Annotated in this window: 17 protein-coding genes; 8 read left to right on the forward strand and 9 right to left on the reverse strand. The window is 62.8% G+C overall.

The features are described 5' to 3' along the window. Nucleotides 1-42: 42 nt before the first annotated feature. Nucleotides 43-1071, reverse strand: a complete 1029-nt coding sequence (rsmC, locus tag HB860_RS00980) for a 16S rRNA (guanine(1207)-N(2))-methyltransferase RsmC (protein ID WP_247625461.1) — start codon at nt 1069-1071, stop codon at nt 43-45. Between the two features lie 278 nt (nt 1072-1349). Here rsmC and dapA point away from each other — a divergent pair, with 278 nt between their 5' ends. The 3 genes from dapA to HB860_RS00995 all read left to right on the forward strand — a co-directional run bounded on the left by dapA (nt 1350) and on the right by HB860_RS00995 (nt 4708). Then, nucleotides 1350-2222, forward strand: a complete 873-nt coding sequence (gene dapA, locus HB860_RS00985) for a 4-hydroxy-tetrahydrodipicolinate synthase (RefSeq protein ID WP_042648184.1) — start codon at nt 1350-1352, stop codon at nt 2220-2222. A 95-nt stretch (nt 2223-2317) separates the two neighbouring features. After that, on the forward strand, nt 2318-3958 hold the full coding sequence (locus tag HB860_RS00990; RefSeq protein WP_247625462.1) for a GGDEF domain-containing protein: 1641 nt from the start codon (nt 2318-2320) through the stop codon (nt 3956-3958). 159 nt (nt 3959-4117) lie between these two features. Next, nucleotides 4118-4708, forward strand: coding sequence for an HAD family hydrolase (locus HB860_RS00995; RefSeq protein ID WP_247625463.1), 591 nt, complete (start codon nt 4118-4120; stop codon nt 4706-4708). Nucleotides 4709-4843: 135 nt separating this feature from the next. On the opposite strand, the gene hfq is transcribed toward HB860_RS00995, so the two are convergent. Next, nucleotides 4844-5203, reverse strand: coding sequence for an RNA chaperone Hfq (hfq, locus tag HB860_RS01000; RefSeq protein ID WP_025328369.1), 360 nt, complete (start codon nt 5201-5203; stop codon nt 4844-4846). A gap of 323 nt (nt 5204-5526) precedes the next feature. On the opposite strand from hfq, the gene HB860_RS01005 reads away from it, so the two are divergent. The 3 genes from HB860_RS01005 to HB860_RS01015 are packed head-to-tail and all read left to right on the forward strand — an operon-like array spanning nt 5527 to nt 9006. Continuing rightward, complete coding sequence (locus tag HB860_RS01005) at nt 5527-6798, forward strand: paraquat-inducible protein A (protein WP_139433923.1); 1272 nt, start codon at nt 5527-5529, stop codon at nt 6796-6798. Next, nucleotides 6791-8437: an intermembrane transport protein PqiB gene (gene pqiB / locus HB860_RS01010; protein ID WP_171273185.1), complete on the forward strand. Its 1647-nt coding sequence runs from the start codon at nt 6791-6793 to the stop codon at nt 8435-8437. Before HB860_RS01005 ends, pqiB begins: the two co-directional genes overlap by 8 nt. Continuing rightward, nucleotides 8437-9006: a PqiC family protein gene (locus HB860_RS01015; RefSeq protein WP_139433925.1), complete on the forward strand. Its 570-nt coding sequence runs from the start codon at nt 8437-8439 to the stop codon at nt 9004-9006. The genes pqiB and HB860_RS01015 overlap by 1 nt, the downstream gene beginning before the upstream one ends. 57 nt (nt 9007-9063) lie before the next feature. Here the strand turns inward: HB860_RS01015 and ompA are convergent, their stop codons facing one another. Both ompA and HB860_RS01025 read right to left on the reverse strand, forming a co-directional pair. After that, nucleotides 9064-10095, reverse strand: a complete 1032-nt coding sequence (gene ompA / locus HB860_RS01020) for a porin OmpA (protein WP_247625464.1) — start codon at nt 10093-10095, stop codon at nt 9064-9066. Nucleotides 10096-10395: 300 nt separating this feature from the next. Next, entirely contained in the window at nt 10396-11403 is a 1008-nt protein-coding gene (locus HB860_RS01025; RefSeq protein ID WP_247625465.1) for an SGNH/GDSL hydrolase family protein, read from the reverse strand. A 237-nt stretch (nt 11404-11640) separates the two neighbouring features. Between HB860_RS01025 and HB860_RS01030 the strand changes: the two genes are divergently transcribed. After that, a complete protein-coding gene (locus HB860_RS01030; RefSeq protein ID WP_247625466.1) occupies nt 11641-12021 on the forward strand; it encodes a YgiW/YdeI family stress tolerance OB fold protein in 381 nt (126 codons plus the stop codon). 64 nt (nt 12022-12085) lie between these two features. Here HB860_RS01030 and mltC read toward each other — a convergent pair whose 3' ends face one another. The 5 genes from mltC to HB860_RS01055 all read right to left on the reverse strand — a co-directional run bounded on the left by mltC (nt 12086) and on the right by HB860_RS01055 (nt 17243). Then, the gene (mltC, locus tag HB860_RS01035) at nt 12086-13186 is read right to left on the reverse strand and encodes a membrane-bound lytic murein transglycosylase MltC (RefSeq protein WP_139433929.1); all 1101 of its coding nucleotides are present in this window, start codon (nt 13184-13186) and stop codon (nt 12086-12088) included. 179 nt (nt 13187-13365) lie between these two features. Continuing rightward, the gene (locus HB860_RS01040) at nt 13366-13638 is read right to left on the reverse strand and encodes an oxidative damage protection protein (protein WP_139433930.1); all 273 of its coding nucleotides are present in this window, start codon (nt 13636-13638) and stop codon (nt 13366-13368) included. After that, complete coding sequence (gene mutY, locus HB860_RS01045) at nt 13635-14708, reverse strand: A/G-specific adenine glycosylase (RefSeq protein WP_247625467.1); 1074 nt, start codon at nt 14706-14708, stop codon at nt 13635-13637. The genes HB860_RS01040 and mutY overlap by 4 nt, the downstream gene beginning before the upstream one ends. Before the next feature lie 205 nt (nt 14709-14913). After that, the gene (gene exeB, locus HB860_RS01050; RefSeq protein ID WP_139433932.1) at nt 14914-15600 is read right to left on the reverse strand and encodes a GspB family T2SS assembly factor variant ExeB; all 687 of its coding nucleotides are present in this window, start codon (nt 15598-15600) and stop codon (nt 14914-14916) included. Continuing rightward, entirely contained in the window at nt 15600-17243 is a 1644-nt protein-coding gene (locus HB860_RS01055; protein ID WP_247625468.1) for an ExeA family protein, read from the reverse strand. Before HB860_RS01055 ends, exeB begins: the two co-directional genes overlap by 1 nt. Before the next feature lie 250 nt (nt 17244-17493). On the opposite strand from HB860_RS01055, the gene HB860_RS01060 reads away from it, so the two are divergent. Then, entirely contained in the window at nt 17494-18732 is a 1239-nt protein-coding gene (locus HB860_RS01060) for a multifunctional CCA addition/repair protein (RefSeq protein ID WP_247625469.1), read from the forward strand. Nucleotides 18733-18749 lie beyond the last annotated feature (17 nt).

Consider the following 18749-nt stretch of genomic DNA (forward strand, 5'->3'; position numbering starts at 1 on the left):
TCTGGCACTCTCTACTTGTTTTATTACAACCGTTGCACTTCTTTAAGCTTTGCTCAGATACACCTTGAATTTGGCATCGCCCGCGATCACCTCGGTCTGTTTGAAGTGCGCATCCAGTATAGGCTGGTATCGCAGGAAGGCATTGGCGACTATGGTCAGGGCGCCATTTGCGGTCAGGTACTCAGGTGCCTTTGCCAGGAAGGTTTCGGTGGCGGCGTAGAAGGTTTTGAGCCCGGCATGGAAGGGGGGATTCGAGACAATCTGTTGGAATGTTTCGGCAATGTCGGAATAGACATCGGAGGCATGAACACGCCCGCTCAGACCGTTGACCGCCAGGGTTCGGCGGCTGGACTCCAGTGCCAGGGCATTGATATCCACCATGGTGACGGCCAGGGCCGGGTTGCGCTTGGCCAGCACGGAACCGATGACGCCGGCGCCGCAGCCAAAGTCGAGCAGCTTGCCCGTCACGGGGGGGAGGCTCGCCAGCAGCATCTGGGTGCCGAGATCCAGGCCGTCTGCACTGAAGACCCCGGGCAGGGCCATGACGGTCAGGGTGGTGTCGCCCGCCTGGCACTCATAGCGGCTGAACCAGGCATCCAGCTCGAAGGGGGCAACCGGCTTGCCGAGCTCGCCATGATAGAGAGAGCAGCGGCGGGCGGAGTCGCGCTTTATCGGCTTCTCGCCATAGGGGGCCAGCAGCTTGTCGGCCCCGTTGATGCCGCCCCGGTTCTCGCCGGCGAGTAACAGATCGGCACCGCTTTCGAGCAGCGGCGCCATCATGGCCAGCAGATATTGCGCCTCGGCCTTGGCCTTGGGCATCAGCAGCAGCAGGGCATCGAAACGAGGGGCACCGCCGAGCTGGTGATCGAACAGGATGCGCTCACCCAGGGCTGCCTGCTGGCTCAGGAAATAGCAGTAGTCTGTGGTGAAGACCGTCAGGGAGTCGGCCAGCTCGGCCAGCTGACGAGGATAATCATCTTCCAGGGCGCCACACACCAATAGCCGTTTGCCGACAAAGAGGGCTTGATTACGTTCCAGCATCTGGCTGACGGCACTGACAGGACGGCTCATTGGGACTCTCCACGCTTTTTTGGGCGGCCATTATACATGGCCGCTTTCGCCTTGACATTTATGCTGTGTTCCCGAAATATGCCCAGACACCTTATTTATCCAGAGATGATGCAATGCGGTCATGCGTATCGAAACGAAAGCATAAACACAGCCTGACATTCGGGCCTGCTGGCGTGCGCGCGTAACCTCTCATCTCTGAGACGATTCAAGCCCCGGTAGCGACCCCCGTACCGGGGCTTTTTATTGACCAATCCATCTGTTTAGGAGAAGGAAATCCCATGTTTCAAGGTTCGATAGTTGCCCTGATCACCCCATTTCGACAGGGCCAGCTGGACGAGGCCGCACTGGCTCGCCTGGTGGAGTGGCACATAGAGCAGGGGACCCATGGCATAGTGCCGGTCGGTACCACGGGGGAGAGCCCGACCCTGACCCACGACGAGCATTGCCGGGTGGTGGAGCTGGTGGTCAAGCAGGTGGCGGGACGGATCCCTGTCATCGCCGGCGCGGGGTCCAACAACCCGGTCGAAGCCATCGAATACACCCGTTTCGCCGAGCAGATGGGGGCGGACGCTACCCTGCATGTGGCCGGTTACTACAACCGCCCGAATCAGGAAGGCCTGTTCCACCACTTCAAGGCGGTCCATGACGCCACCACCAAGCCCATCATCGTCTACAACATTCCGCCCCGCGCCATCGTCGATGTGCAGCCGGCGACCCTGGCCCGCCTCGCCGAGTTGCCGCGCATCGCCGGCGTGAAGGATGCCACCGGCGATCTGGCCCGCCCCTGGACCGAGCGCCAGCTCATCAAGAAGCCCTTCGCCTGGCTCTCCGGTGAAGATGCCACCGCCGTCGCCTACAACATCGGCGGTGGTCAGGGCTGCATCTCGGTGACCGCCAACGTGGCCCCCAAGCTGGTGGCCGAGGTCCAGAACCTGACCCTGGCCGGCGAGTGGCAGGCCGCCCGCGAGCTGCAGGACAAGCTGATCCCGCTGCATCAGGCCATGTTCGCCGAGCCGAGCCCGGCGGGAGCCAAATACGCTGTCTCCCTGCTGGGACTGTGCAGCGAGGAGTGCCGTCTGCCGGTGATGCCGCTGTCTGACGCCACCCGCGAGCGGATCCGCGCCGCCATGCAGGCATTGAATCTGTTGTAAAAACTGGGCTCTGGATCTCGCTTTTGACTGCCAGGTCAATTAATGGCCAGGCTTTGCCGATATACTCGCTTGGATACAACCAAGGATGATTTGGCATGCAAGAATGGGATCCGGAGCACTTCACCAGTTTTGAACATCTCTGTGAAGTGACCTTGGCCGCGGTCAGAGAAAAGACCGAGGCCGAGCAGATCTATCTGTGGCTGCGGGCGCCGACGCCCCAGCTCTATCACTACAGGCCCGAGCAGGGCTTGCTCTGTCTGAACGCCGACCTGCTCAGCTCCCTCGACCTGCCCCTCCTCTTCATAGAGCGCTCCCTCGATCTCGGCCAGCTGCTGGTGGAGCCCATCGCGCCGACCAGCGCCATCTGGGAGAGCGTCGAGCCAGAGGTCCCGCGCCTGCGTGCCTGCTTCCCGCTCAAACGCCACAAGGGGCTGGAGGCCGTGGTCTATCTGGAAACCCGGCGTCGCCTCGATCGTCTGCCAAGGCGCCAGCAGCAGAGCATACAACTGCTCATGCACTACCTCGCCGCCGAGCTGGAGAGCCGGCGGCTCGCCGGTCAGGTCGATCTGGAGCGGGATCAGCGGATCCATACCCAGGCCGACCTTGTCCGCAGCCAGGCCCTGCAGGACTCCTTCCTCAGCATGCTGCAGGCGCTGCACCAGGTGGGGGTCAAGCTGTCGCGCTGTGACAGCGAGGATCGCCTGCTGCACGATGCCGTGGTGCTGGCGCGCCAGGAGCTGCAGTTCGATCGCATCGCCATCTTCCTGACGGACAGTGAATTCAAGACCATGCACGGGACCTGGGGCACCAACGAGGCGGGCGAGCTCATCGACGAGCGCCATTTCATCAGCGCCATTCCGGATCACCCCACGGTGCAGGAGGCGCTGCGCCGCAAGGACTATGTGCTGGTGCTGGAAGATACTCCGCTCTATTACGAGAAGCAGGAGGTGGGGCGGGGCTGGAATGCCATGGTGTCGCTCTGGGACGGGGGCACCCCCATCGGCTGGATCGCCGCCGACAACCTGCTCTGGCGGCGCCCGCTCAAGGCGTATCAGAGCGAGATCTTCAAGCAGTATGCCGCCGTGCTCTCCCAACTGCTGATCCGCCAGCGCACCCAGGCGGCGCTCGAGCGCTTCAACCGTGACCTGGAGCTGCGGGTGCAGGAGCGGACCCGGCAGCTGGCCGACACCAACCGGGCGCTGGAGGAGGCCAACCGGCGTCTCTCCCTGCTGTCGCTGGAGGATCCCCTGACCGGGATCGCCAACCGCCGTCAATGGGACATCACCATGGAGCGGGAGTGGGAGCGGGCGCGTCGCCATCAGGGAGTCTTGGCGGTGCTGATGATAGATGTGGACGAGTTCAAGTCCTACAACGACCACTTCGGTCACGGCAAGGGGGATCAGTGCCTGCAACGGGTCGCGGCCCTGCTGCAGGAGACGGAGCGGCGGCGCACCAATCTGGTGGCCCGCTATGGTGGCGAGGAGTTCGTGATCCTGCTGTGCGCCCCGCAACCCGGGGAGGCGGAGCGACTGGCAGAGCAGATCCACCAGGGACTGGAAGCCCTGCAGATCTCCCATCCGGCCTCCCGGGTGGCGACCATGCTCACCGTCAGCATCGGCTTCAGCTATCTCATCCCCTCCTCGGACAAGGGGTGGCAGACCCTGACCGAACAGGCGGATCAGGCGCTCTATCACGCCAAGTCGCAGGGGCGGGCCTGTACCCTGGCCTATCGCTGACCCGGGCCTGCTTCTCTCACCTTGACCGCTGCCTCAGGGCGGCGGCCCTCTTGCCCGGCATAAATGTGGTCGCAAGCGTTTCTCGCCCCTTGATGCGTGGCGATGATCCCCGGGTCTGGCTAGAATGGGGGCCCATTTTTCACAGACAGATCCTGCACCATGACCCTATCCGGATTTCAAGGCCTGGTCTTCGACCTCGACGGCACCCTGGTGGACTCCATGCCCCTGCACCTGGCCGCCTGGGAGCATACCGCCCGCGAGTTTGGCTTTCAGTTCGATGCCGACTGGTTTTATGAGCTGGGTGGCATGCCCAGTCGCAAGATAGCCTTGCTGGTGGCCGAGGTGCAGCAGATCGCGCTGGATCCCCTGGTGGTGACGCGCTGCAAGACGGAGCACTACGTGGCCAACCTGCACAAGGCGACCCCCTTCCCGGCCATGCTGGATCTGGTCAGGCGTCATCACGGCCTCATCCCCATGGGGATAGGCACGGGCTCACCCCGCATCAATGCCGAGGCAGTGCTGCGCAATACCGGGCTGGATCGCTACTTCTCCGTGGTGGTGACCGCCGACGATGTGGAGCTGCACAAACCCCACCCGGATACCTTCCTGCTGGTGGCACGGCGACTCGGGGTCGAGCCTGAGGGCTGTCTGGTGTTCGAGGACACTGGCATAGGGGCGCAGGCCGGTGAGGCCGCGGGCATGCAGGTGTGCATGGTCAAGGAAGGGAAGCCGGTCGGATTGACCTGCTGAGCAAAGGGGCTGGCCGCCGAGGCTGGCTGGGGGAGAAGACCCACTCTCATACGGGACAGGCATGACATGAGAGTGGGGATGCGCGTCGTCACCGATTGACGCAGCGGCAAGCTCAGAGTCAGGAGGAGGCGAGCATCACTGCTCGCTGCTACCGCCCTGGTTGTCGTCATAACGGCTCGGGCCGCCGTGGGGGCGCGGGGTCATGGAGACCCGTGGCTTGCGGGCGCGCTGGATGCTGACCTGGGGGCGGCCGGAGTGCATGGCGATGGTGGAGATCTTGGCCTTGTAGACCAGTTGCTGATTGCCATGGGCATCGGTCAACAGCACGCTGTACTGGTCGAAGCCACTGATGGTCCCCTCCAGCTTGATGCCGCTCACTAGGAAGATGGCGACCTGACTGCGGTTCTTGCGCAACCAGTTGAGGGCAGAATCTTGCCCGTTCCCAAGGGAGAAAGCCTGCTCGATGGTGGAGTAGCTTGGGGATTCAGTTGTCATAAATTATTGTCCCGCGGAAAAAAAGTGGCGTTTGATTGTGCTAAATGGTCACAGGCTTGTCAAAGTCATTCTCACCCCGTCGCCAAAGCATCGGTGAACGGGGGCTGCGGTGCGGGAGCTTGCGCAAATCTGCAGATAAATATGCCCCTCTTCCCTTGATGCGGGGTCGGGCTATGTCACAAGCCCCCTTTCCAGGCCATGGGCTATGCCCATCTATCTCCCGTCCCTTAAGGCTCTGTACATGAACAGGGCTGGTGGTTAGCGGCGGTGGCTGCAATAATTGGCGCCTCTGGCCGTTCGCGGCCTCATGCTGGGGTCCTATCTTGCATCCGGTTTCACACCAACACCCAATTACCTATACCCATGACGCGACCGCGTGCGAAGAGTGTGACCTGCTGGTGCCGGCCACCGAGCTGGCCGTGGGGGAGACGAGCAGTTGTCCCCGTTGTGGTCATACCCTGAGTGCGCACCTTCCGCAGCAGGAGCGCAGGCCCATCGCCTACGGCTTTGCGGCGCTCATCATGTTCGTGCTCTCCAACGCCTTCACCTTCATGTCGTTCTCGGCCAAGGGGGTGGGGCAGGAGATGACCTTCCTGCAGTGCATTACCACCCTGGTGGATCAGGGCTATCTGTTTCTGGGGGCCGTGCTGAGCCTGACCCTGATCGGCCTGCCGCTGGTCTATATCGGCTCCATCATGCTGGTGCTGTGGCGGCTCGACAAGGATCTGCACAGCAATGCCCTGCGCTCCCTCGGCCGACTGCTGTGCCGGATCAAGCCCTGGCTGATGGTGGATGTCTTCCTCATCGGGGTGCTCATCTCCCTGGTCAAGCTGATGGGCATGGCGGACGTCAAGATGGGGCTGTCGTTCTGGGCCTTCGTGGGCTACACGGTGCTGCTGATCAAGATGATCTCGTCTCTGGACCGGATGTGGCTGTGGCAGCGGCTGTTCGGCCCGACCGAGGCGAGGGAGCTGGATCCCGAGGCCAGCGCCCTGGCGTGCGGGCTGGTGGGTTGCCACATCTGCGGCGCGCTCAATGACGGCGATGCCCACAGTTGTTCCCGTTGCGGCGATCGTCTGCATCACCGCAAGCCGGGCGGCCTGAACCGCACCTGGGCACTGCTCATCACCTCGGTGATCCTCTATATTCCTGCCAACCTCTATCCCATCATGGACACCGTCTTTCTGGGGGACGACAGCCCCTCGACCATCATGGGTGGTGTGGTGTTGCTCTGGGCCATGGGGTCATACCCCATAGCTGCGGTGATCTTCTTCGCCAGCGTGGTGGTGCCTCTGGTGAAGATACTGGCACTGCTGTGGCTCTGCTACATGGTGCAGCGTGGCCGGGTCGGCTCTCCCCTTGGCAAGCTCAAGCTCTATCGCATGACCGAATTTGTGGGGCGTTGGTCGATGATCGACGTCTTCGTGGTGGCCATATTGGCTGGCCTCATCCGGCTCGATAATCTGATGACCATCTACCCGGGCCCCGCGGCCATTGCTTTTGCCGGGGTCGTTTTGATCACCATGGTGGCCGCCATGAGTTTCGATTCCCGCCTGATCTGGGATTTACAACAAGGAGAGCGCGAACGTGAGTGAGCGTAAGACGAGGTGGAAACCGGGCTCTGACTTTATGAGCTCGGCCGCCGCTATCTGGATGGTGCCGCTGCTGGCGCTGTTCATCGGAGTCTGGATGCTGTTCCAGCACTGGTATTCACAAGGCCCCAGTTTCACCCTGACGGTCGCCACCGCCGAGGGCATAGTGGCGGGCAAGACGGTGATCCGTTCCCGCGAGGTGGAAGTGGGTCGCATCGAGGCGGTGGAGCTCAGCGATGACTATAGCCATGCGGTGCTCAAGGCCCGTCTGACCAATGCCGCCGCCGGCATGCTCAAGAAGGACAGCCAGTTCTGGGTGGTCAAACCCAGGGTCGGGCGGGAAGGGGTGTCGGGTCTTGGCACCCTGCTCTCCGGGGCCTACATCGAACTCGCGCCGGGCAAGAAGGGCAAGGCGCGCGGTGAATACGCCATGCTGGACAAGCCCCCGCTCGCCTCGGTGGACGCCAAGGGGCTGAGGCTCTCCCTCAGCAGCCGAGATGCGCGTGCCCTGGGGATCGGCTCCCCCATCAGCTATCAGGGCTTCACCATAGGCCAGATAGAGGAGGCCAAGTTCCTGCCGGAGAAGAGCGAGATGCAGTACCAGCTCTTCATCAATGCCCCCTACGATATCCTGGTGAGCAGCAACTCCCGCTTCTGGCTGACCCCGGGCTTCGAGGTCTCCATGAGCAGCGAGGGGATGAAGGTGAAGATGGATTCGCTCGAGAGCCTGCTGGACGGCGGCATCACCATGGGGCTGCCACCGGGCTGGACACCCGGTGAGCCGGTCAAGCAGATGGACAGCTTCACCCTGTTCCAGGACGAGGCGAGCGTGCTGGCCGGTAGCCTGGATCAGTTCATCGACTATGTCTTCCTGTTCGAGGACAACGTGGGTGGCCTGCACCCCGGGGCGGCGGTGCAGTATCGCGGCATCCGGGTCGGCACCGTCATCTCTGCCCCCTACCTCATCGACGACAAGGGGGTGCAGATCTTCAAGAGCCGGCAGATCCCCGTGCTGGCCCGCATCGAGGTACAGCGCCTCTCCCATCGCTACGCCAATGCGGAGCGGGAGCAGTGGCGTGCCCTGTTCAGCAAGCAGTTCAAGGAAGGGTTGCGGGCCAGCCTCAAGACGTCCAGTCTGCTGACCGGCGGCAAGGTGGTGGATCTCAACTTCTATCCGGATGCTCCCGCCTATGAGCCCATCAAGCTGGCAGGCTATCAGGTGTTCCCGACCGTGCAGGCCGGGCTGGATCAGATAGAGCGCAAGGTGAACCTCATCCTCGACAAGTTCGTCGACATGGACATGGCCACCACGCTGACGCAGGTGAATACCACCCTGGCGACCCTGGACAAGACCCTCAAGCACATCAAGGCCGTGAGTGCCAATCTGGAGCAGTTCACCGGTCAGCGTTCGACCCAGCAGTTGCCAGAGTCCCTCAACCAGAGTCTCAAGCAACTGCAGGAGACGTTGCAGACCTATGATGCCGGTTCCCAGACCAACCAGGAGCTGCGTCAGTCGGTGCAGTCTCTCAATCAGCTGATGGGGGAGTTGCAACCCCTGGTCCATTCCCTGAACGAGCAGCCTAGTTCGCTGATCTTCGACCGCTCCCGTCCCCAGGATCCTGAGCCCAAGCGAGGAAAATGATGAAAAAACGGATGATGACCCTGGCCTTGCTGGGCCTGCTGGCAGGATGCAGCGCCGCCCCGACGGCACTGCACTACTACTCGCTGGATGCGGAGATCCCGCAGTCGAACGGCATCACGGCGCAGCCCCGGCACCAGCTGGTGCTGCGTCCCGTCGTCCTCTCTGGCCAGCTGGATCGGATGAGTCTGGTCTATCAGCTGGAGGGCAAGGAGCTGCACTTTGCCGAGTACCATCGCTGGGCGGGTTCACTGGATGCCCAGTTGAACCAGCTCACCCTGAATGGCCTCTCCAGCAGGTTGCCGGGCTGGGTGATACGGCAGGACGGGGCCCGCAAGGGGCCCGTGCTGACCATCTCGGTCGAACGCTTCCAGGGGCGGCATGATGGTCGCGCCCTGCTGAGCGGCCGCTGGCGCTTGCTGACGGAGGAGGGGGTGGTGCTGCGGGACGTGCCCTTCCAGCAGGAGCGGGTCTTGCCGGCCGATGGTTATGGTGTCCTGGTCGACGAACTGGGACAGGGCTGGCAGCAACTGCTCGATCAGATAGCGGCGGATGTGCGTACCCGCGGCTGAACGGGACAATGAAAAACGGGAGGCCCAGGCCTCCCGTTTTGTTGTCTGGCTCTGGGGTTATTGCTGAACTTCCGATACCCCTTGTACCTTGACCTCTACCCGGCGATCCGGGGCCAGGCAGACGATCAGCTCGCGCTTGGACTTGCTGGTGCAGCTGTCGCCGGTGACCGGTGAGCTCTCGCCGTGGCCTTCCACGTTGACCTTGCCGGCAGGCAGCCCCTTGCCAACCAGATAGTCGGCGACCGTCTGGGCGCGCTGTTCGGAGAGCTTCTGGTTATAGGCATCGGAGCCGATGCGGTCGGTATAGCCGATGACGGTGGCCGAGCCATCCTTGGGTCTGGCTTCCTCAATCTGGGTGTAGAGGGTGTCCAGTGCCTGGCCGGCTTCCGGCTTGAGGGTGGCCTTGTTGAAGTCAAACAGCACGTCCGAGCTCAGGGTGAACTGCTTGTCGACCATCACCGGCTCGGGAGCCGGGGCCGGCGCTGCGACCGGCATGGCCGGCGGAACCTGGCCGAAGCGGTAGACGGCGGCCAGGGAGAGCAGGCCGTTGTCCATGCGCAATCCGGTGTCTTCACGACTGCCGTAAGGGGTGCTGTATTGGTACTCGAGGCGGGCTGCCCAGTCCAGGTTGAGGGCGTATTCGGCGCCGAGTGCACCGACGAAGACGGCGCGGCCATCATCGTCCAGCTTGTCGCTGCTGGTCCAGCCATAACCGCCACCGAGGCGACCGTAGAGATCCAGATTGTCCGCCACAGGGAAACCGAGCTTCAGGGTCAGCTGTGCCAGCTGCGCCTCGACATCGTCGTTGAAGACGGCACCATTGCGGGTGCCGTTGTATTTGAGCTTGCCAAGGTAGTCGTAACCGAGCTCGATCCCCAGGTTCTGGTTTATCTGGTAACCGGCGAAGGCACCGACCCCCACCTCATCGTCATCCTTGTCTTCGGTGGTGATGGTGTTGCTCTCGTCGACGCCATAGAAGTTGGACCAACCCAGTTTGGCACCGCCATACCAGGTATTGTCTTGTCCGGCTGCCTGAGCGTTGGCCGCAAGCAAGCCTGAAACCAGCAAGGTAATCAGTGTTTTGTTCATATGAAGCCTCTGCAATTTGTCTGTGGGAGAGATCGATTCTGTGTCGTCTCGCCTCATGGGTTGGGCCTGTGTCCAGCCACAACATGTTTAAACGTAGCTCGCTTTTTAAAATCCACAAGCAACTGATATAAAACATATTGTGATAACCATCTGCATCATAGAGGAGTCGGCTGATGACTGTTGGGGACATGACCCGATTCTGTGATGAGTGTCATACGAGTTTCACCCGTTCGTTGCGGGAAGCAACTGACTCCAATAAAGAGGCCGACGTGAAGTCGGCCTCTTGCATCAGTCTGCTCATCACTGGGGGATGAACTCGTACTCCCGTTCGATGAAGGTGGCGGCGCGCTCGCTCAGGGCGGCGTGCACGGCCGTGGTCGGGTGGACCTGATCCCAGAACATCTTGCCTTCACAGTCGAGTTCGCTGGCGCTGCGGCGAGCCATCGGGCTGGCAACGGTCTGAGCCAGCAAGGGGTTGCCGGCGATGGCGAGGCGCTCCTGCGCATTGAAGGGGGCAAGCTGGCTGTCGGTGGCGGCGCTGCGAGAGGAGAACGGCTTCCACACATAGCCCCCGCCGTAGCAGGCGTTCTCGGTGTCGCTCAGGCCGAAGTTCTGCGGATCCCGCAGCATCTCGGCGAACTGCTTGTCGATCTCGAACAGCTTCACCATGCCGGTAGGGGCCAGCTGGCGTGCCAGGTTCAGCAACAGCTCGTTGTGATAGCGGGAGACATGGCTGGCCGCCTCCACCACCTTCTGGCTGCGGGCCGAGGGGTTCTGGCCCAGATCCGGCAGGTTGAACAGCAGGATCTGCTTTGCCCCATGGAGCACCATGCGGTTGGCCGAGTCGCTGATGACGTCGCGCACCCGCCTGGCGTCCAGCTCGGTATTCCAGCCATAGGCCAGATAGTCGTTGGCGCCGACCCAGAGGATCACCAGATCGTCCTCCTTGAAGCTGTCCTTCTCCAGGAACTGGGTGATCTCGTAGTCCAGGTTGTTGATGACCTGGTACTTGGGGTTCCATGAGATCTTGTTGTAGGCCACCGCGGTGGCCCCCCCTTCCGCCTCGTTGACGATTTTCAGCCCCGGGAACGGCTGGGTCAGCCGCTCCAGCCAGACCGGGCCGTTGGAGAAGCGACCCTGATAGTAGGGCGGGCTGGAGGGGAGATAACCGCGCATCTTGCCGTACATCTTGCCGGTGTCGGAGAGACTGTCGCCGAACATCACTATGCGGGAGAAGGGGGGACGCGTCTCGGCGGCATGGGCCGTCAGGGCGAAGAGTCCCAATAAACACAGAAGCCATTTGTTCATCTTGCTGTTCTCATGGAGTGGATGCAAGCGCTGCCTGCGGGCTGTTCCTCGAAGGCAAGGGGCTGGGGACCCTGTTGCCAGGCTGCACGGTATCCACTCGAATACAATCTTGCAGCAAGCCATGGGCATTAAATCGATTGCGGTCACACCGGACTCCCCTGGATGGGGGAGGCTTCACGTTTGTTTCACGCCGGCCCGGGCAAGATGCCTGCATACCCCAATGACAGGAGCGTGAAAATGAACAAAGCAAAGGTAATCGGCCTGGTGGCCCTGATGTCCGTCTCTTCTTTCGCCATGGCGGCCTACACAGGCCCCCAGGAGCAGAACAAGGTCTCGGTCGCGCAGTTGAAAGACGTGGCAGATGATCAGTGGGTGACCCTAGAAGGCAAGCTGGTCAAGCACCTTGGCGGCGAGAACTACAGCTTCCGCGATGAGAGCGGTGAAGTGGAAGTGGAAGTGGACGGGGACGTGTGGCGCGGCGTCGAAGTGGGCCCGAACGACCTGATCCGCATCCGCGGCGAGGTTGACCACAGCTGGAACAAGACAGAGGTCGAGGTCGAGCATCTGGAAAAGGTAGGTGCCGCGCCCCAGAGCAAGGGCGGCTTCATCGCCAAGTAAGTTTGCAGACCATGCTGATGGGAAGGGCGCCAGATAAGCGCCCTTCCTGTTTTTGTGGCTGCCGTCAGCCGGCCCGGACGGCGACGGTGCGCTTGAACCCTTTCTCGGCCTGGTTGACCTTGTAGAGGTAGCGACGGGCCTCCGCCTTGGGGTGCTGCTCGGTCAGTACCTGATAGACAGCCTCGGGGGAGAGCCGGTTGATCATGTCAGGGGCCGCCTTGCGGTTGCTGGAGAAGGTGTTGAGCACCCCGCCCGCACCGCCGTTGTAGGCGGAGATCACCGCATAGCGACGGGATTGGGGATCCTGGATATCCGCCAGATAGACGGTCTGCAGCAGGTGCAGATAGGCAGTTCCCACGTCTATGTTGTAGGCCGGATTGAACAGATCTTCCCGGGTTGGCTGACCGTTCTTGCCCTTGACCCGCACATAGACGTCCCGTCCGGCGGTGGCCGGGATCACCTGCATCAGGCCATAGGCATTGGCATGGCTGACCGCATAGGGGTTGAAGCTGCTCTCTGTCTTGATCACCGCATAGATCAGGCTCTCGGCGACCCCGTACTTGCGGGAGGCCTCGCGGATGATGCTGGCGTACTTGTAGCCGCGCTTGTCCTCATGGTTGGCCACCATGGGGATGTCGACGAAGAAGATGGTGCGGATGCCGAGGGTGCGCTTCTTCATCGCGCTGGCCAGCAGGTAGTCGGCATAGCGCTCCGCGCGCCAGCTGGAACGGATGGCCTGACCCTGGGTGTCTAGCACCTGGCCATAGAGGAAGGGCTCGCCACCTGGCATGATCTCTCTATCCGAATAGAGATCCACTTCCGCCGGATCGTCCGGGGTCAGCAGCGTCTCTATGATGGCACGGCGCAGGTGGGCGCGGGGATCGATGCCCGAGACAGTCTCCACCATGATGTGGCCGCTGGAGAAGTCGACGTGGGCCCGGCTCTTGTATTGATCCGTGTATTTGACGTAGTCAAACTTGCCCGCAAACAGTGCCTCGCGTCCCCATATCTCGTTCACGTTATGGGAGAGCGCACTGATCATGTGTTCGAAGCCGCGGATGTCCTTGCCGTTGACCAGATCCTCGTCTTCTGCCCCGGGTTTGGGAGAAGAGGAGCAGGCAGAGAGAAACAGCAGGGCGCACAGCAGCCAAAAAATTCGACCCATAAGATCCTCAAACTGGGCGGTGAGGCCGCCCGTCACTCATTTGCCTTGAACCAGAAGAGGGCCAGCCGTCGAGGGCCACTCAGCCTGGATCACAGGGACAACTCATTGGCACCGGGGCGGGAGCCGCATGGCCGCAGATGCCGGGCTTCGGCACTCTGCGCCCTGCTCGCCGACCCGGTTTACTGGCTGGGAGGGGTGTAACCGTCGATGGCCACTTCACCCGCTTCAAACAGGTAGCTCACCATCTCCTTTTCCAGCAGCTGGCGATGCTCGAGATTCATCATGTTCAGCTTCTTCTCGTTGATCAGCATCACCTGTTTCTTCTGCCATTCGGTCCAGGCTTCCTTGCTGATGTTGTCGAAGATCCGCTTGCCGAGTTCACCGGGATAGAGTTGGAAATCCAGGCCAGGAGCCTCTTTTTTCAGACGCTGGCAAAATACGGTACGGCTCATGTTGACCTCTGTGGTTGTAAGTCCGGGTAGGCGAGCAGGCGGGCCGTGGCGGCCGCCAATCCCACCTCGGCAGGATGGCGTAAGTTATACCAGAGTCGGGAATCCGCTTCCATGAGCAAGGGGGGGGGCGGGGCAGCCATTTCGATCAGCAAGGGCCGAATATCGAGGTGGAAGTGACTGAAAGTGTGGCGAAATCCAGCGAGCTCCCGGTAGTCGGTCTCATCGAGTCCCAGCCCCTGCAGGCGCCCTTCGATCTCGGCCAGGGACTCCACTTGGGGGAAGCAGTAGAGGCCGCCCCAGATCCCCTGGGGGGGGCGCTTCTCCAGCAGCAGCTGGTCACCGTGACGAATGATCAGCATGATGCCGTTGCGGGCCGGAATGCTCTTCTTCGGTTTGCTGTTGGGGTAGGCGGTGGGGTTGCCCTGCGACAGCCCCTGGCAATCGGCCTGCACCGGGCAGCGATCGCAGGCGGGCTTGCTGCGGGTGCAGACGGTGGCCCCCATGTCCATCATGGCCTGGTTGTAGTGGGCCACGCCTAGCCTTGGGGTGAGGCGGGTCGCCAGCTCCCAGAGATCGTTCTCCACCAGCTTCTGCCCTGGCCAGCCCGGCAGCGCCAGCCAGCGGGTGAGCACCCGCTTGACGTTGCCGTCCAGAATGGCGTGGGGCTGACCGAGGGAGAGGGAGAGCACGGCGCCAGCGGTGGAGCGCCCTATCCCAGGCAGGGCCATCACCTCGTCCAGTCGCTCCGGAAACAGACCGCCGTGCAGATCGCGGATCTGCTGGACCGCCTTGTGCAGGTTGCGGGCACGGGCGTAGTAGCCAAGCCCGGTCCAGTGGTGCAGCACCTCGTCGATGGGGGCATCGGCCAGCGCCAGCACATCGGGGAAGCGGGCCATGAACCGCTGATAGTAGGGGATGACGGTGGCGACCTGGGTCTGCTGCAGCATGATCTCGGAGATCCAGACCCGGTAGGGGGTCTTGTCCTCCTGCCAGGGCAGGGTCTTGCGGCCGTGGATCTGGTACCAGTCCAGGATCCGGGTCGCGAAAGTGCTGTTATCTGAATTGCTCACATTATTCTCATGCTATTGATTTAAAACTAAATTGACCAACGTGTAGCAGTCTTGGCGCTGATACCAGTACAACGCCCGGGTGGCGAAAGTGCTGTTATCTGAATTGCTCACGGGGTTCTCATGTCTTGATTAAAAAGGGGAGCTCTCGGGCTCCCTCTTGAACTGCCGGCCAGGCCCGCAGGCCCGGCTTGCCATTGTGGTTCGCTCAGCCGCGCCAGTCCTGCAGCGCCTTGAGGCTGACATGCTGACCGCCGACCTGCAGGATGATGTAATCCTGGGCGATGGCGACCAGCAGCACCCCGGGGGCGACCTCGCTGCCCTCGTGCAACTCCCGCCCGTTGAGCACCACGGCGCGTTTGGCCGGGTCGGAGGAGAAATTGTGGGCGCCATAGGTCAGGGGAGGCACCTGCTGTTTCAGCGCGGGATCCAGGGCGCTGATCGGCATGGCGCCGGACTGGGGCTGGGCCTGGGGCGCCGTCTCTTCCACCAGCGGGGTGTTGTTGAGGGCCATCATGATGCGCTCTGCCAGGCTCTGGGTGCCGTTGCCGGCGGTCGCCGTTGCGGGAGCCGCAGCAGCGGGTTTGGGCTGCACCACGGGTTCTGGCAGGGGCGGAGGCAGCGGGCGGGTGATCATGGGTCTGGGCTCGACCCGCACGAAGGGGGGCGTCACCACCTCCTTCACCTCGATCTGCTGTTCTATGGGCTTGAGATGATAGAGGTGCCAGCCATAGTTGGCGGCCGCCCCCATGATCAGGGCAAGGGGGGCCAGCAGCCACCAGATCCAGCGGCGGTTCGGCTCCTCCTCCTGGCTCACGGGCAGGCCCATGAGGGGCATGTGGGGCGTGAACTGGGGCTGATCGGCGCGGCGCAGAGCCTTGAGCAGGGTAGACATCAGGAGGCCTCCTCCACCAGGGGATCCATGGCGTCATCCGCCACGGCATCCAGATCGACAGGGGTGCTGGCACGCAGGGATTCATCCTCCAGCCTCGGCATGGGTTCACCGGCCACCACATTCAGGCGCAGCAGGGTATTGCTGCCGGCGATGCCGTCCGGGGTCAGCCCCTGCTCGCGCTGGAACTGTTGCAGCTTGTTCTTGAGGGTGGCATCGAAGCGGCTCACCTTGCGATCCGGTTGCTGCATGGCGCGGCTCAGCGCATTGTCCAGCCACTGCACCTGGGTCGCACCGGCATTGCTGCCGATCAGGGTCACCCCGCCCTTGGGCATGCGCCACAGCAGGGTATAGCTGCCTCCCCAGGCGTCGGCGAGCCACTGTCTGTCCACCTGCCAGCTCTGATTGCCGATGAGCAGGGACGCCTTGTCCGGCCCCAGGCTGACCAGGGTGGCATAGTAGAGACCGCCGGTCTCGTCGGTCAGGCTGATGAGGGCCGGGTGTTGCAGGGCCTGAAGCTCGGCCAGGGTGGCTTCCCCTTCCTGGCAGCGCAGCCCGGCGCGGGGGGCGTCGTCACAGGTCGACTCCTCCAGCTCGGTCTGGTAGCCCCACACCTTGTAGAGATTCTGCATGGCCACTCCGGGGTCCAGCGCCTGATTGATGGCGCGGGTCAGCTGCTCCTGCTGCTCCGGTGTCTCATCCACCTTGACCGGCACCTCCACCTTGACCAGGGGACGGGTCGGGAAGACGCCGAGCCACTGCCAGCCCCACCAGCCGGTGGCGACCAGCAGGGCACCGGCCAGCGCGACCAGCAGACCGGACTGCCAGGTGCCCTCGTCGCGAATGCCGCTCACTTCATAGGCCGACTGGCTGATGTCGCCGTGCACTATCTTGTGGCTGCCGCGGGCGAAGGCGGCGATCAGGGCGCGATCGCAGATGAGGTTGATGAGGCGCGGGATGCCGCCGGAGAGGCGATGCAGGGTCTGGATCGCCTTTGGGGTGAAGATGGGCTGGACGCAGCCCGCCACCTGCAGCCGGAAGCGCACATAGGCATCCACGTCCTGGCGGGAGAGCGGCAGCAGGTGATAGCGGGCCGTGATGCGCTGGGCCAGCTGGCGCAGCAGGGGCTGGCGCAGCATCTGTTGCAGCTCCGGCTGGCCGATGAGCACCACCTGCAGCAGCTTCTTCTCGTCCGTCTCCAGGTTGGTGAGCAGTCGCAACTGCTCCAGCACGCCGGGCAGCAGATGCTGGGCCTCATCCACCAGTACCACGCTGCGCTTGCCCGCCGCCAGGTTGGCCAGCAGATGATCGCGAATGAGATCGAACAGCTGCTTGAGGCTGGCCTCCTCGCCGTAGGGCAACTGGAACTCGTCACAGATGGCCGCCAGCAGATCCCGCTCGGTCAGGGAAGGATTGAGGATGTAGGCGATCTCGGTCTCGGCGGGCAATTGCTGGAGCAGACAGCGGGAGACCGTGGTCTTGCCCGTACCTACTTCCCCCGTCAGCAGCACGAAGCCGCCACCGTCCTGCAACCCGTAGTTGAGGTGGGCGAGGGCCTCCCCGTGACGTTCGCTCATATAGAGGTATCTGGGGTTGGGCGAGATGGAGAACGGGGGCTCCGACAGACCGAAGAACTGTGTGTACATAAGGATCCATTCCATTGTTATGGGCGGCAGGTTAAAGCCTCCCCAGAGGGATGTCAAAGACCCGGACACCATAAGAGGGGCATCATAGCCGGTGCCTCAAATAGCGGGGGTGATCGCGCCCGGATAATGGCAAGAAGCGGCCATCTTACTGCGCTTTCTCCCTGGGCGGCGGGCGCGTCTCTCGCGGGCGCATCGTCTATGACGGCCAAAAGCGGTATCATCGAGGCAGGTTTATCGAGGGAGAGTGCGCGTGCAGATTTATCTGGTTGGGGGGGCGGTCCGGGATCGCCTGTTGGGCTTGCCCCAGGGGGACAGGGATCACCTGGTGGTCGGTGCCACTGTGGAACAGATGCTGAACCTGGGGTTCACTCAGGTCGGCCGCGACTTTCCGGTGTTTCTCCACCCCAGCACCCAGCAGGAGTACGCCCTGGCGCGCACCGAGCGCAAGCAGGGGCAGGGCTATACCGGTTTCGTCTGCCACGCAGCCCCCGAGGTGACGCTGGAGCAAGATCTGCTGCGCCGGGATCTCACCATCAACGCCATCGCCGAAGACGAGAGCGGGCAACTGCACGATCCCTACGGCGGTCTCCGGGATCTGGAGGCGCGGCTGCTGCGCCACGTCTCCCCGGCCTTCGCCGAGGATCCCCTGCGCATCCTGCGGGTGGCCCGCTTCGCCGCCCGTTTCCATGAGCAGGGCTTCGTGGTGGCCCCCGACACCCTGGCCCTGATGCGGGAGATGACCGACGCCGGCGAACTCGCCCACCTGACCCCGGAGCGGGTCTGGAAGGAGCTGGAGAAGGTGCTGCTGGGACGGACCCCCAGGGTCTTCTTCGAGGTATTGCGCGACTGCGGTGCCCTCAAGGCGCTCTTCCCCGAGCTGGACGCCCTGTTCGGGGTGCCGGCCCCCGCCAAGTGGCACCCTGAGATAGACACCGGCATTCACACCCTGATGGTGCTGGATCAGGCCTGCCAGCGCTCCCCGGATCTACCGGTCCGCTTCGCCGCCCTCTGCCACGACTTTGGCAAGGGCCTGACCCCCCCTGCGTTCTGGCCGAGCCACCACGGCCACGGCCAGAAAGGGTTGCCCCTCATCCGGGATTTCTGCGAGCGGTTCAGGGTGCCGAACGACTGCCGCGATCTGGCCCTGCTGGTGAGCGATCTGCACACCCACATCCACATCGCCTTCGATCTCAAGCCGCCGACCCTGCTCAAGGTGTTCGACAAGGCGGATGCCTGGCGCAGGCCGGAGCGCTTCGCCCAGCTGCTGGATGCCTGCCGCGCCGACTTCCACGGTCGTACCGGTTTCGAAGAGAAGGTCTACAGTCAGCCGGACTATGTGGCCCAGGCCCTGGCGGCGGCCCAGGCGGTGCCGGTCAAGGAGATAGTGGCGGCGGGTTTCAAGGGGGAGGGGATCCGCGAGCAGCTCGCCAAGCGGCGGCTCGATGCCATCAGCCGGGTGCGCGACGAGTGGACCTTTATCGAGGAATAAGCGCTTCTACAGGGTCG

The organism is Aeromonas genomosp. paramedia, assembly GCF_023093515.1.
Classification (GTDB): domain Bacteria; phylum Pseudomonadota; class Gammaproteobacteria; order Enterobacterales; family Aeromonadaceae; genus Aeromonas.